9 protein-coding genes and 1 pseudogene are annotated in these 13,936 nt (G+C 68.1%); 2 read left to right on the top strand and 8 right to left on the bottom strand.

What is annotated here, in order from left to right; all coding sequences use genetic code 11:
* Positions 1–134: 134 nt before the first annotated feature.
* Positions 135–1,112 carry an NADPH:quinone oxidoreductase family protein gene (locus PSm6_RS11330; RefSeq protein WP_021218209.1) on the top strand — a complete coding sequence of 326 codons (978 nt, stop codon included), beginning with the start codon at positions 135–137 and terminating at the stop codon, positions 1,110–1,112.
* A 67-nt stretch (positions 1,113–1,179) separates the two neighbouring features.
* Here PSm6_RS11330 and PSm6_RS11325 read toward each other — a convergent pair whose 3' ends face one another.
* The 5 genes from PSm6_RS11325 to PSm6_RS11305 all read right to left on the bottom strand — a co-directional run bounded on the left by PSm6_RS11325 (position 1,180) and on the right by PSm6_RS11305 (position 6,616).
* On the bottom strand, positions 1,180–2,640 hold the full coding sequence (locus PSm6_RS11325; RefSeq protein WP_265170228.1) for an amidase: 1,461 nt from the start codon (positions 2,638–2,640) through the stop codon (positions 1,180–1,182).
* A gap of 64 nt (positions 2,641–2,704) precedes the next feature.
* Entirely contained in the window at positions 2,705–3,739 is a 1,035-nt protein-coding gene (locus tag PSm6_RS11320) for an ABC transporter substrate-binding protein (protein ID WP_265170227.1), read from the bottom strand.
* A gap of 17 nt (positions 3,740–3,756) precedes the next feature.
* The gene (locus tag PSm6_RS11315; protein ID WP_021218206.1) at positions 3,757–4,557 is read right to left on the bottom strand and encodes an ABC transporter permease; all 801 of its coding nucleotides are present in this window, start codon (positions 4,555–4,557) and stop codon (positions 3,757–3,759) included.
* Positions 4,557–5,483: an ABC transporter permease gene (locus tag PSm6_RS11310; RefSeq protein WP_265170226.1), complete on the bottom strand. Its 927-nt coding sequence runs from the start codon at positions 5,481–5,483 to the stop codon at positions 4,557–4,559. The genes PSm6_RS11315 and PSm6_RS11310 overlap by 1 nt, the downstream gene beginning before the upstream one ends.
* A gap of 14 nt (positions 5,484–5,497) precedes the next feature.
* Positions 5,498–6,616 (bottom strand): ABC transporter ATP-binding protein, encoded by a 1,119-nt coding sequence (locus PSm6_RS11305; RefSeq protein WP_265170225.1) that lies wholly within the window; start codon positions 6,614–6,616, stop codon positions 5,498–5,500.
* A gap of 214 nt (positions 6,617–6,830) precedes the next feature.
* On the opposite strand from PSm6_RS11305, the gene PSm6_RS11300 reads away from it, so the two are divergent.
* Positions 6,831–7,727 (top strand): LysR substrate-binding domain-containing protein, encoded by an 897-nt coding sequence (locus PSm6_RS11300; RefSeq protein WP_265170224.1) that lies wholly within the window; start codon positions 6,831–6,833, stop codon positions 7,725–7,727.
* A gap of 243 nt (positions 7,728–7,970) precedes the next feature.
* On the opposite strand, the gene PSm6_RS11295 is transcribed toward PSm6_RS11300, so the two are convergent.
* The 3 genes and pseudogenes from PSm6_RS11295 to ubiD all read right to left on the bottom strand — a co-directional run bounded on the left by PSm6_RS11295 (position 7,971) and on the right by ubiD (position 13,899).
* Positions 7,971–11,075, bottom strand: coding sequence for a discoidin domain-containing protein (locus PSm6_RS11295; protein ID WP_265170223.1), 3,105 nt, complete (start codon positions 11,073–11,075; stop codon positions 7,971–7,973).
* A gap of 390 nt (positions 11,076–11,465) precedes the next feature.
* A complete protein-coding gene (locus PSm6_RS11290) occupies positions 11,466–12,434 on the bottom strand; it encodes a CDP-6-deoxy-delta-3,4-glucoseen reductase (protein ID WP_021218201.1) in 969 nt (322 codons plus the stop codon).
* Positions 12,434–13,899: pseudogene (gene ubiD / locus PSm6_RS11285) on the bottom strand (4-hydroxy-3-polyprenylbenzoate decarboxylase). Before ubiD ends, PSm6_RS11290 begins: the two are co-directional and overlap by 1 nt.
* Positions 13,900–13,936: the final 37 nt, after the last annotated feature.

Raw genomic sequence — 13,936 nt, 5'->3', positions numbered from 1 at the left:
CAAGCCCGACGCTTATGCACGGCTATCAGGCCAGGCCATGCTCGTTGACCCACCGGGCGGGCTACCTACACTGCCAAGCCATCAGGCCAACCTGCCGCGCCCTTCGCGCCGGCATCCACGTTGAGGAAGCGTCCATGAAAGCCGTCCTGTGCAAAGCCTTCGGCCCAGCCGAAACCCTGGTGCTCGAAGAGGTTGCCAGCCCCGAGCCGAAGAAGAACGAAGTGCTGATCGACGTGCATGCCGCCGGGGTCAACTTCCCCGATACGCTGATCATCGAGGGCAAGTACCAGTTCAAGCCGCCGTTCCCCTTCTCCCCGGGTGGCGAAGCGGCCGGCACCGTCGCCGCCGTCGGCGAGAAGATCACCCACCTCAAGCCCGGTGACCGGGTCATGGCGCTGACCGGCTGGGGCAGCTTCGCCGAGCAGGTGGCCGTGCCCGGCTACAACGTGATGCCGATCCCCAAGGGCATCGACTTCAATTCCGCCGCCGCCTTCGGCATGACCTACGGCACCTCCATGCACGCCCTCAAGCAGCGCGCCAACCTGCAGCCGGGCGAGACCCTGCTGGTGCTGGGCGCCTCCGGTGGCGTCGGCCTGGCGGCGGTGGAGATCGGCAAGGCCATGGGTGCCAAGGTCATCGCCGCGGCCAGCAGCGCCGAGAAGCTGGCAGTGGCCAAGGCCGCGGGCGCCGACGAGCTGATCAACTACAGCGAGTCGAGCCTCAAGGAGAAGGTCAAGGAACTCACCGGTGGCCAGGGCGCGGACGTGATCTACGACCCGGTGGGTGGCGACCTGTTCGACGAAGCCATCCGCTCCATCGCCTGGAACGGCCGCCTGCTGGTGGTCGGCTTCGCCAGCGGGCGCATCCCCGAGCTGCCGGTGAACCTCACCCTGCTCAAGGGTGCTGCAGTGGTCGGCGTGTTCTGGGGCTCCTTCGCCCAGCGCCAGCCCCAGGACAACCTGGCCAACTTCCAGCAGCTGTTCGCCTGGCACGCCGAAGGCAAGCTCAAGCCGCTGGTCTCCCAGGTGTTCCCCCTGGAGAAATCCGCCGACGCCATCAACGCCCTCGGCCAGCGCAAGGCCGTCGGCAAGGTCGTCGTGAAAGTCCGCTAATTCGACGAGCAGTACTGGGCCCGCCCCCGCCACGAAACGGGGGCGGGCCCTTTTCTTTCCGGGTGCCTTACCCGGCCGCCAGCAGCGGCGCCGGACGACGACGGAACCAGTCGCTGGCCTGCTCATAGGCGTGGGCCAGTTGCAGCACCGCCATGTCCTTCTGGTGCGGGCCGATGATCTGCAGCCCCATGGGCAGGCCGTCGCCGTTGAACCCCGCCTGCACATTGGCCACCGGGCAGCCTGACAGGGTTCCGGGGATCACCACCTCCATCCAGCGGTGGTAGGTGTCCATCGTCACGCCTTCGATCGCCTGCGGCCAGTGCTGCGTCTTGTCGAAGGGGAACACCTGGGCGCTGGGCAGCAGCAGGTAGTCGAAGCGCTCGAACAGCCGGCTGATGGCGCGGTACCAGTCGCTGCGGGCCGCCGAGGCGCGGTAGACCTGCTGGCCGGTCAGGCGCAGGCCGTTCTCCACTTCCCAGCAGGCTTCCGGCTTGAGCTGCGCGCGCGTCGCCGGGTCGTCGTGGGCCGCCCCCAGGCCGCCGGCCACCAGCCATTGGCGCAAGGTCAGCCAGGTGTCCCAGAGCCGCTCGCGGGGGAAGCCGAGGCTCGTCTCCTCCACCACGCAGCCCAGCGCCTCGAAATCCTTCAGAGCGGTGCGGCACAGCTCCAGCACGCCACGCTGCATCGGCAGCTGGCCGTCGAGGTCGCCCAGCCAGCCCAGGCGCGCCCCCTTGAAGTCGCGCTGCAACGAGCCGGCGAAGGCCGCGCCATCGCCGGGGATGGACAGCGGCGCACGGGCATCGCCGCCCGCCTGCACCGAGAGCAGCAGGGCCACGTCGCGCGCGCTGCGGCCCATCGGCCCCTCGTAGCCGAGTTGGTCGAAGAACAGGTCGGCGCTGTCGTCGAAGGGCACCCGGCCCTGGGACGGGCGGAAGCCGATGATGTTGTTGAAGGCCGCCGGGTTGCGCAGCGAGCCCATCATGTCGCTGCCATCGGCCACCGGCACCAGGTGCAGCGCCAGGGCCGCCGCCGCGCCGCCGCTGCTGCCGCCGGCCGTGCGGCTCGGGTCGAAGGCGCAGCCGGTGGCGCCGAACAGCGGGTTGTAGCTCTGCGAGCCGAGGCCGAATTCCGGCGTGTTGCTCTTGCCGATGAAGATCGCCCCGGCGGCGCGCAGGCGCTCGGCCATGATGCCGTCACGTGCCGGCACATGGTCGCGGAACAGCGGCGAGCCGTAGGTGGTGGTGATGCCCCTGACCGCCGAGAGGTCCTTCACCGCATGGGGCAGCCCGTGCATCCAGCCCCTGTGGGTGCCCCGCGCCAGCTCGGCGTCGCGCTCGTCGGCCTGGGCCAGCAGCGCGTCCGCCGGCTGCAGGCTGACCAGCGCATTGACCGCCGGGTTGAAGCGCTCGATATGGGCCAGGTAATCCAGCATCACCTCGCGGCAGGACACATCGCGCGTGCGGATGCGCTCGGCCAGCTCGGCGGCCGGCAGCCGCACCAGTTCGCTGATCGGGGTTGCATGACTCATGGGCAGTGATCTCGTTCCGTCTCGTTCTGGTTATGCGCCCCCGCGCCTGCGGGGGCGGTGTTCATCAACGCATCAGGTTGGTCCACAGGCGGTCGGCCAGGCGGATGGCACCGGCGCCGCAGGTCTGGCTGAACACCACCTTGGTGCCGTCGGGGATGTGCAGCTCGGGCGCGTCCTTGAGGCCCGGTTCGAGGTAGGGCTCGACGCCCTGCACCGGGCTCTGGTGCTTGAGGAAGTTCTGCGTCAGCGCGGCGTTCTCCGGCTGGCTGAGGAAGGCGATGAAGGCCTTGGCGTTATCGAGGTTGCGCGCACCCTTGGGGATCACCAGGTTGTCCACCCAGGCCATCACGCCCTCCTTCGGGTACAGGTATTCGAGGCTCGGCTTCATCTCCCGTGCGCGCAGCGAGGAACCGCCCCAGAACATCGACATGTCCAGCTCGCCGGCCGCCAGGCTCTCGCGGATGGCCCCGGCCTTGGAGCTGTAGGTGCGCACATGGGGCTTCTGCTCCTTGAGCAGCGCCAGCACCTGCTGCATCTGCTTGGGGTCCTCGCTGCACAGCGGGATGCCAAGGTAGAGGCTGGCGGTGTCGATCACCTCGCTGACCGAGTCGAACATGTTGATGCGCCCCTGCAGCTCCGCCGGCGGCTTGAACAGCAGCGCGTAGCTGTCCGCCTCGCCCTGGTAGCGCTCGCGGTTGACCACCACGCTGGTGGTGCCCCAGATGAAGGGCGCGGCGTAGGCACCCTGCGGGTCCCAGGCGGGCTTCTGCAGGTTGGCGGTGAAGCCCTGGTAGTAGGCCTCCCTGCCGGGCTCGAAGCGCTCCAGCAGCTGCTCCTGGATGAGGATCGGCACGAACTGGTGGGAGGGGATGGCGACGTCGTAGCCGGCACCGCCCTGCTTGAGCTTGGCCAGCAGCGTCTCGTTGGAATCGTAGGAGTCCACCGTGACCTTGATGCCGCTTTCCTTCTCGAACTTCTCCAGGATCTGCGGCGAGAAGTAGCCGCTCCAACTGATGACGTTGAGCGTGCCGGCGGCCTGCACGTTGGCGGCCAGGGCGAGGCCCAGCGAGGTACCCAGAACAGCGATCAGCTTTTTCATGCGTCAATTCTCCAGGGTCAGGTTCTTTGTCTGCCAAGCAGGTAGGACAGGGTCACGAAGAGCACGGAGACGCCGAGGATCAGCGTCGACACGGCGTTCACGTCGGGCGTCACGCCCATGCGCAGCAGGCCGAAGATGAAGATCGGCAGCGTGGTGGTGCCGGCCTGGGAAACCATCATCGAGATCACGAAGTTATCCAGCGAGACGATGAAGGCCAGCATCAGCCCGGAGAAGATTCCCGGCATCAGCAACGGCAGGGTGACCTTGCGCAGGGTGCGCCAGGGCCCGGCATAGAGGTCCGCAGCGGCCTGCTCCAGGGACAGGTCCATGTCGTTGAGGCGGGCGCGGATCGGCAGGTAGGCGAAGGGGATGCAGAACACCGTGTGGGCGATGATCAGGTTGCCGTAGCCCAGGGACAGGCCAAGGGTGGAGAACAGCGCCAGGGTGGCGACGCCGACCACGATCTCGGGCAGCACCAGCGGCAGCATGATGGTGCCCATCGACAGCCGCAGGCCCTTGAAGCGTGCGCCGCGCGAGGTGGCCAGGGCCGCCAGGGTGGCGATCACGGTGGCGATCAGGCTGGCGCACAGGGCGATCAGCAGGCTGTTGCCGGCGGCCTGGCGCAGCGCCTGGTTGGCGAAGGCGGCGCGGTACCAGTCGAGGCTGAAGCCGCTCCACACCGTGGCCGACTGGTTGGCGTTGAACGACAGCACCACCAGCACCAGGATCGGCGCGTAGAGGTAGAGATAGAACAGCAGGCTGAAGCCGCCGAAACCAGGGAAGTGGTGGACGCCGAGGCGGCGCTTGAACAGGTTCATCACACACCTCCCCGGGCGATGCGCACGCGCTCGGCGCGCAGTGCGTAGAGGGTCAGCACCAGCATCACCGCGGCCATCAGCACCAATGCCAGGGCGGAGCCGAAGGGCCAGTTACGGGCGTCGCTGAACTGCCGGAAGATCAGGTTGCCAAGCATCATCCGCGTGCCGCCGCCGAGCAGCTCCGGGGCCACCATGGCGCCGAGGCAGGGCACGAAGGTGAGGATGGCGCCGGCGAGGATGCCCGGCCGGGCGATGGGCAGCACCACCGTGCGCAGCGTGCGCCAGCGGCCGGCGTAGAGGTCCTGGGCCGCCTCCAGCAGGCGCATGTCCATCTTCTCCAGGGTCGCGTAGATGGGCAGCACCACGAAGGGCGCGTAGGTGTACACCAGCCCCAGCAGCACCGCGCCGTCGGTGTAGAGCAGTTGCAGCGGCTGGTCGATCAGCCCCAGGCCCACGAGCGTGCCGTTGACCACACCGGTCTCGCGCAGCAGCAGGATCCAGGCGTAGGTGCGGATCAGCAGGTTGGCCCAGAACGGCACGGTGATGAGGAAGATCAGCAGGCCGCGCTTGTGCGGCGGCTGCATGGCCAGCCACACCGCCACCGGGAAGCCGATCAGCAGGGTGACCAGCGTGGTCGCCGCGGCGATGCCGATGGAGCGCAGGGCGATCAGCAGGTAGGCGTCGACGAAGGCCAGGCTGTCGTCCAGTTGCCGCTCGAACAGCAGCGACAGGTAGGACTCGGTGCTGAACACCGGCTCGACCCCGCCGTAGGGGTTGGCCTCCATCAGCGAATAACCGACCACCAGCAGGATGGGGACGATCAGGAACAGGCCGATGGCCAGGAGTGCCGGGCTGACGCCGAGCAGGTTGCGCAGGGATTGCCGGCGCGCGTGCAGGGCGGCGCCGGAGCGTGTCGATCGATGCATGTCTGCCTCCGGGCTCAGTCCAGCAGGACGCTGGCGCTGCCGTTCTCGAACTGCAGCGCGGCCCGTTCGCCGACGCCGAAGCGCTGGTGGCGCTCCAGGCTGTTGGGCATGCGCACGGTCAGCCGGGTGCCGTCGTCGAGGCTCACCCGGTACTGCAGGTCGGTGCCCAGGTACACCTGCGCCTCCACCCGGCAGGGCAGCGCGCCGGCGGTGTCGACGCCGCCCAGGTGCACGCGCTCGGGGCGGATCGACAGGCTGACCCGGCTGCCCGGCAGCACGCCGTCGACGGATTCGGCCTGGAACGGCTGCCCGCCCGGCCCCTGGCACAGCGCCCGGGCGCCATCGAGGCTGAGCACCTGGGCATCGAGGAAATTGGTTTCGCCGATGAAGTCGGCGACGAAGCGGTTGCGTGGGCGCTCGTAGATTTCCTGCGGGGTGCCCACCTGCTGCACCTGGCCCTCCGAGAACACCGCGATGCGGTCGGACAGGGTCAGTGCCTCTTCCTGGTCGTGGGTAACGAAGATGAAGGTGATGCCGGTCTTGGCCTGGATCGCCTTGAGCTCCTCGCGCATCGCCTGGCGCAGCTTGAGGTCGAGGGCCGAGAGCGGCTCGTCCAGCAGCAGGACACGGGGATGCGGCGCCAGGGCGCGGGCCAGGGCCACACGTTGCTGCTGGCCGCCGGAAAGCTGCGTCGGGCGACGGTCGGCGAAGCGCTCCATCTGCACCAGGGCGAGCATCTCGGCCACGCGCTCGGCGACCTGGGCGCGGCTCATGGCCCGGCCCAGCGGCTGGGATTCCAGGCCGAAGGCCAGGTTCTGGGCGATGGTCATGTGCGGGAACAGCGCGTAGTGCTGGAACACCGTGTTGACCGGGCGCGCGTAGGGCGGCAGGTCGGCGATGTCTTCGCCGTAGAGGTGGATGCTGCCGGCGCTGGGGTATTCGAAGCCGGCGATCATCCGCAGCAGGGTGGTCTTGCCGCAGCCGGATGGGCCGAGAAGGGTGAAGAACTCGTTGTCGCGGATTTCCAGGTCGACGTGCTTGAGGGCGACGGGCCCGGATTGCGGATCGCCGTAGACCTTGCGGACCGCGCGAATGGATACCGCTGCGGTCTGCACTGCATGCAGGGCGTTCATGGCCTTACCTCCGTGTCCTCGCCGCGTGGTGTCCGCTGGCGGGACTTCTCGTTGTTCTGGGCAGGACTGAGGGCTCGTGGCGAGCGGGTGGAGCGGGCGCGCGGGTTGTCGTTATGGCGCTGCCTGGGCCGGATACTCGGCCAAATACCCGCGACAGGAAACTTCAATTTCCTTACATTGGCTGTTAATAAAATTAACAGCCAGGAGTCCCGTGATGGCCGAACCACGCCTGCCGCCGCTCAACGCCCTGCGCGCCTTCGAGGCAGCTGCCCGCCTCGGCAGCTACGTCGCCGCGTCACGGGCGCTGCACGTCACCCAGCCGGCCATCGGCCGCCATGTGCGCCTGCTGGAGGACTGGCTCGGCGTGCAGTTGCTGGAACGTACGCCACGCGGCGTGCGGCTCACCGAGGCCGGGCGGCGCTACCACGCCAAGGTGTCGCGGGCGCTGCGGCAGATCGCCGAGGCCGGCGCCGAGGTGGCGGCCAGCGACGCCACGCGCTGGTTGCGCATCCTCGCCGTGCCGGCCTTCGCCAAGCGCTGGCTGATGCCGCGCATGGAGTCGCTGCGCCAGCTGCGGCCGGGGCTGAAGATCGCCATCGAACCCAACCCGACCTTCACCGCCGTGGATGGCCAGGGTGCCGACCTGGGCATCGTCTACGGCATGCCCGGGCAGTACCCGCAGTGCCAGGCCACCCTGCTGCAACCCAATGTGTTCCCGGTGTGCTCGCCGGACTACCTCGCCGCCCACGGCCCCATCGCCGGACCGGACGAACTGGCGCGGCACAAGCTGATCCACGTGGACGACGGCGAGTGGTGGAACGCCTGGTTCGCCGCCGTGGGTTGCACGGTGCGGGTCAGTTCCGATGTGCTCTACGTGAGCAACGACCACGCCCTGAGCATGGCCGAGAAGGGCCACGGCATCGCCCTGGCCAACGAGGTGCTGGTGAGCCAGGAGCTGGCTGCCGGCCTCCTCGTACGCCCCGTGCAGCGGCAGGCGCCGCTGGAGAGTTACCAGGCGCTGCTGCCGACCGAAGAGGTCAGTGCCGATATCCAATGGTTCCTGGGGTGGCTGGCAGCGGAGCTGCGCGCGGAGTTTCCCGAGCTGGCGTGATCCCCGGCCGGTTGACCGTAGGATGGGTAGAGGTACGAAACCCATCAAGCGGCCTTCCCGGCGAGCACCCTGCCCGTGCTTACCGCATGGGTTTCGCTTCGCTCTACCCATCCTGCGGGCCGCCCGGCTTATGCCGGATTCGGTGCGCCCCAGGCTGACGACAACGATGGATGTCGCCAACCCGGGACCCGGAAGTACCGGTTAGCACACGCCGATTGGCGCGCTACCGGTCAGCGGAGCGCATCAGTTGCAGGCGCCCGCGTCCCTCCAAACCTTGCCGCTGCCTTCGCCACCGATGGTGGCGGCAGTGGGCTCGTTGCCCTTGGTCCACCAGCGGGCGACATAGAAGCGACCGTTGTGGCTGACCTTGTCATTGGTCCAGTAGGTTCCCTGGGGGCTCCAGGCACCCTGGCAGCCGGTCGGGGTTTCCACCTTGTCCGCCAGCACCCTCACGCTGTGGTCGCGGCTGGCCACATGGGTGCCGTTGCCCAGGTTCAGGGTGAAGCGGTAGCTGATGTCCTTGTCGCTCCTGGGCGCGACGAAGCTCAGCTTCGATCCCGAGGTCTGGAAGGCGACGCTGGGCGTCACGGTCCACTGGTAGCTCAGTGCCAGGCCGGCTGGATCGCTGGAGCCTGCGGCGTCCAGGGTCACTGTTTCACCGCCCTTGGCCTGGCTGGCGCCGGCGATGCTGGCCAGCGGCGGCTTGACCTGCACAGGCTTCTCGGCGGGCACCCTGACCTGATGCACGCGGGTTGTGCTGTGCTTGCCATTGTTGACGGTCAGGCTGACGTCATAGACGACATCCTTGTCGGTCTTCGGGGCGACGAATTTCATCAGGGTGCCGGCGGCCTCAAACGCGACGCTTGGGCTGACGCTCCAGCTGTAGCTGAGCTTCAGGCCCGCCGGGTCGCTGGAAGCAGTGGCGTTGAGGTAGACGGTTTCGCCCGGCTTGGCCTCGCTGGCACCGCCGATCACCGCCACGGGCGGCTTGACCTCCGCCACCGGCGGCTCGACCGGTTTCTCGCCGCCGCTCTGGCAGGGGCCCAGGTCACGCCAGACCTTTCCGGCGCCGTCCGGGCCGGTGGTACCGGCCAGCCCCGGCTCGGCGCCCGAGGTCCACCAGCGGGCCTGGTACTGACGTCCCTTCCACTGCACCGTGTCGTTGCCGACATAGGTGCCCCTCACGGTCCACTCCGGCTTGCAGCTGGCGCTGGCGGCCTTGCCCTTGACCAGCACCTCGTGGGTCCGGGTGCTGCTCTGCTTGCCATTGCTCAGGGTCAGGGTGAAGCGATAGCGGGTGTCCGCCTGCAGTTCCGGCGCGGTGAAGCCGAGGCGCGCGCCGTCGTAGTCGAAGTCCAGGCGCGGCGAGGCCTCCCAGGCGAAGCTCAGGGCATTGCCCTGGGGATCACTGGAGCCGGAGGCGTCCAGGACGATCCGGTCCCCGGCACGGGCTTCGGTCTTGCCGCTGATCATCGCCAGCGGAGGCTGACCGGCGTTCACCGGCTTGAGGGATGCGGCCTTGACGTCGTTGTCGGCGCTGAATTCGCCATCGGCCAGCAGGTTCCAGCCGCCGTTGACGCTGCTGCTGCCGTAGACCTGATAGCCCTTGATGTTGCCGCTAAGGCCCGCGTCCTGGCGGGGCAGGTAGTGCAGTTGCGAGAAGCGGCTAGCGGCACCCAGGTCGATCACCATTTCATGGGGGTAGCGTGCACCTGCGGCCGTGCTCCAGTAGGAGTTGGGGTTGCCATCAATCGCGTGGTTGCCGACCGCCGCGCCAGGCACCGCACTGCTGGTGGACAGGATTGTCCAGCTCTCGCGGGGCAGGGCCTTGCCCTTGGCATCCACCAGCAGCAGCTCGGCGACACTGGCGGTGTCCTTGCCATCCACCGCCGAGGTGGCGACGAACTTCAGGTAGCGGCCCTGGGCGCTGTCCTGGGTCAGGCCATAGGCGTGAACCTCAAGCACCTGGTCCTGGGTGGCGAGGTTGTCGGTGTTGATCGCCAGGTACCAGCGCCCCGGCTGCGGGTCGTTCACCCCCAGGGAGACGTTGTGGCTACGCGCCGAGCGGTAGTCGAAGCTGGCGCCGCTGGGCTGGGCGCCGCGCTTGAGCAGCAACTGGACCTGGCCGGCCTTCTCGGTGAGCTCGCCGTCCACCACGCTGAACACCAGGCGTCGGGTGCCTTCGGGGACGTCCACCGGGAAGTAGCGCGTCTGTTTGCTGCTCAGGCTCACCTTCTGGCTGAGGATCGAGGTGCCCTGTTCCTCCTCCAGGGGCACGACGGAAGGGCTGTAGGCCGACATCCGCGCCGCCCTTTCCCGCCAGACCCGGGCCATGTTGGCGGTGTCCGCGTCGCCCAACGGCACGCCCCGGCTGTCCCTGACGTCCGGGTTGGAGAAGTAGCCGACATGGTTGCCGCAGAGGATGGTGCCGACCCGACCGTTGTGGTAGCCCCAGGTGTAGCTCCTGCCATCGGAGCAGTGGCCGCCGCCGATGTTGTGGCCCAGCTCGTGGCGGAACACGGTGGACGACTTGATGGAGTTGATGGTGTAGCGCCCGGGCATATGGCCCCAGCCTACGGCGGTGTCCACGCCGGGAGTACCCACGACGAAGCTGGCGACCACGTCCGGGCTGTAGCGACGCATGCCTTCGGCGAAGACGTTGCGCACCTGGCTCAGGCTGGAGCCGGTGATGGGAGCGTCCTGGGCCACCACCTGGGTGCCCACCAGGCGCAGGCGCACGCCCTGTACCTGGGACTGTCGCAGTGCACGGTTGACCGAGGCCACCTGGGCCAGGGCAAAGGCCTCGTGGTCACCGATGTAGTCCGCGGCCTTTTGCGAGAAACCGGCCAACAGGTCGATCACGGTTTCGCCCTGGATGTTGCGGTTGACCTGGAATGTGCGCTGGCCGCTGCGCGACTCCTTCAAGGCCGGCATCTCGCTGTCATCACCGGCGATGTAGTCGACGCCATCCGGCGCGAAGGCAGCGCCCGGATCGAAGCGGATCATCGACTGCTGGCCACTGGCGTCGCCGCGGATGATGGCGTTGGCGTCCGGCAGCAGCGCAACGAAGCTGCCATCGGGCCGCGCGGCCAGCGTCATTTCCCCGGGGGCGCTGAGAGTGCGCGCGCGCCCCTCGAGCTGCCCGGTCATGACCTGCAGGTTCTTGAATGCATCGCCGGCTCGCGGGGTGAGGCTGCGCACGCGCATCCCGGTTTCCTGCTCCAGTTGCTCGGTTCCGGCCTCGGCGGCACTGAACAGGGTCGCCCTGGCATTCGATGACTGGAGGTTGATGAAATGCCCCTGGATGACTGATTCGGTGCCTTGCTGGCTGTCATCGGCCAGCGTCATGCCACTCGGCAGAAGCAGGGCCGCTCCCAGGCTGGCACTCCATAGGCGGGTGGCACGGGAAAGGGCGTTCAATCGGAAGCTCGACATAACTGTTCCTCGATAGTCACGGCGCGGCACGAGCCCAGGCGAACAGGACCGCTGAAGCGGCCGCGCGAGTGATGAGATAGGGAGTTTTGCCGGCAGCCGGGATCATAGGCAGGGCGCGTATGGCCGTACATAAAAAGGCGGTGTTTTCGTACCTGTCCTAGGCGGATAGGTGCGGACGCCGTGGCAGGCGTCGCGTCGAGAGCGGGCAGTTCGTGGCCGAGACGGGCCCGCTGGAGGCAATGCACGTCTAATCGGCCACCGCCAGAAGTGCGCAGGCCCTCGCGAGGGTGGCTGGGGTGGGGATCACGCCCTGGGGGCGTAGGCGAAGACGTCAGCGCGCATCTGGTGGGGGTCCATCCCTGCCGCCACCAGGGCGTCGAGGGTGCCGTAGACCATGGCGGGCGAGCCGCTGGCGTAGACGTGCAGCGGCTTGAGGTCGGGGAAGTCCTCGCTCACCGCTTCGTGCAGCATTCCGCAACGGCCTTGCCAGCCACATTGGTCGCTGACCACCTGGTGCAGGGTGAGGTTGGCCAGGCTTTGCCAGTCCGCCCAGTGCGGCAGTTCGTAGAAGTCCTCCGGCCGCCGCGCGCCCCAATACAGGTGAACCGGGTGGGGGAAACCCGTGGCGCGGCAGTGCTCGATCAGGCTGTGCATCTGCGCCATGCCGGTGCCGGCAGCGATCAGCACCAGGGGGCCGTCGGGCAGCTCGGCAAGGTGGGTATCGCCGAAGGGCAGCTGGACCCGGGCGATGCCGGTGCGCTGCAACTGCTCCAGCAGGGCCAGGGCGCTGGGCTCACGGGCGAGGATGTGCAGTTCGATGTCGCGCCCTTCGCTGGGCGCCGAGGCCAGGGAGAAGGCCGAGGATTCGCCATCCTCGCGCTCCACCAGCAGGTATTGCCCGGCGTGGTAGCGCGGTGGCTTGCCAGCCGGAGCACGCAGGCGCACGCGCCAGACGTCGCCACCGGCGTCGATGCAGGCACTGACCTGGCAATTGAGCTTGCGCAGCGGCAACTCGCCCGGGGCGAGCACGCCATCCCAGTGCAGCACGCAATCTTCCAGGGGCTCGGCCAGGCAGGTGAAGAGTTCGCCGTGGTCGAGTTCGGCGCCGGCCTGGCGCACCCGGCCTTCCACCAGCAGGGCGGCACAGATGTGGCAGTTGCCGTTGCGGCAGCTCTGCGGGCATTCGTAGCCGAGACGACGGGCGCCGGCGAGGATGTTCTCGCCGGCCTGGATCTCCAGCACCGCGCCGGATGGTTGCAGCGTGACCCGCATCAGTCGATACCCAGGCTGGACCAGAGCTCGTCCACGCGACGGGTCACCGCCTCGTCCTTGACGATGACGCGGCCCCACTCGCGAGTGGTCTCGCCCGGCCATTTGTGGGTGGCGTCCAGGCCCATCTTCGAACCCAGGCCGGAAACCGGCGAGGCGAAGTCGAGGTAGTCGATGGGCGTGTTGTCGATCATCACCGTGTCGCGCTTGGGGTCCATGCGCGTGGTGATGGCCCAGATCACGTCGTTCCAGTCGCGGGCGTTGATGTCGTCGTCGGTGACGATGACGAACTTGGTGTACATGAACTGCCGCAGGAAGGACCAGACACCGAGCATCACGCGCTTGGCGTGGCCGGGGTACTGCTTCTTCATGGTCACCACCGCCATGCGGTAGGAGCAGCCTTCGGGGGCAGGTAGAAGTCGGTGATCTCGGGGAACTGCTTCTGCAGGATCGGCACGAAGACTTCGTTCAGCGCCACGCCGAGGATGGCCGGCTCGTCCGGCGGGCGGCCGGTGTAGGTGCTGTGGTAGATCGGGTCGCGGCGGCGGGTGATGCGCTCGACGGTGAACACCGGGAAGCGGTCCACCTCGTTGTAGTAGCCGGTGTGGTCGCCGTAAGGGCCTTCATCGGCCATCTCGCCGGGGTGGATCACCCCTTCGAGGACGATCTCGGCGCTGGCCGGCACCTGCAGGTCGGAGCCGATGGCCTTGACCAGTTCGGTGCGGTGCCCGCGCAGCAGGCCGGCGAAGGCGTATTCGGAGAGGGTGTCCGGCACCGGGGTGACCGCGCCGAGGATGGTGGCCGGGTCGGCACCGAGGGCGACGCAGACCGGGTAGGGTTGGCCGGGGTGCTTCTCGCACCACTCGCGGTAGTCCAGCGCACCGCCACGGTGGCTGAGCCAGCGCATGATGACCTTGTTGCGGCCAATCACCTGCTGGCGGTAGATGCCGAGGTTCTGCCGTTCCTTGTTGGGACCACGGGTGATGGTCAGGCCCCAGGTGATCAGCGGTGCCACGTCGCCCGGCCAGCAGTGCTGGATGGGCAGCTTGCCGAGGTCGACGTCGTCGCCTTCCTCGATCACCTCGTGGCAGGGGGCATCCTTGAGCACCTTGGGCGCCATGCTGATGACCTTCTTGAAGATCGGCAGCTTGGACCAGGCGTCCTTGAAGCCCTTGGGCGGCTCGGGCTCCTTGAGGAAGGCCAGCAGCTTGCCGATCTCGCGCAGTTCGGAGACGTCGTCCGCGCCCATGCCGAGGGCCACGCGGCGCGGCGTGCCGAACAGGTTGCCGAGCACGGGGATGTCGAAGCCGGTGGGTTTCTCGAAGAGCAGCGCCGGGCCTTGCTTGCGCAGGGTGCGGTCGCAGATTTCGGTCATCTCCAGCACCGGGGACACCGGGGCGGCGATGCGTTTCAGCTCGCCGCGCTCTTCCAGGCCACGGATAAAGTCGCGCAGATCGCGATACTGCATGCTTGAGCCTCGCATGGGGCGTGCAGGTCGGGGCGCA

Origin of the sequence: Pseudomonas solani (genome assembly GCF_026072635.1) — a bacterium.
GTDB classification, from domain to species: Bacteria; Pseudomonadota; Gammaproteobacteria; order Pseudomonadales; family Pseudomonadaceae; genus Metapseudomonas; species Metapseudomonas solani.
This window is presented reverse-complemented; position numbering and strand designations above follow the sequence as displayed.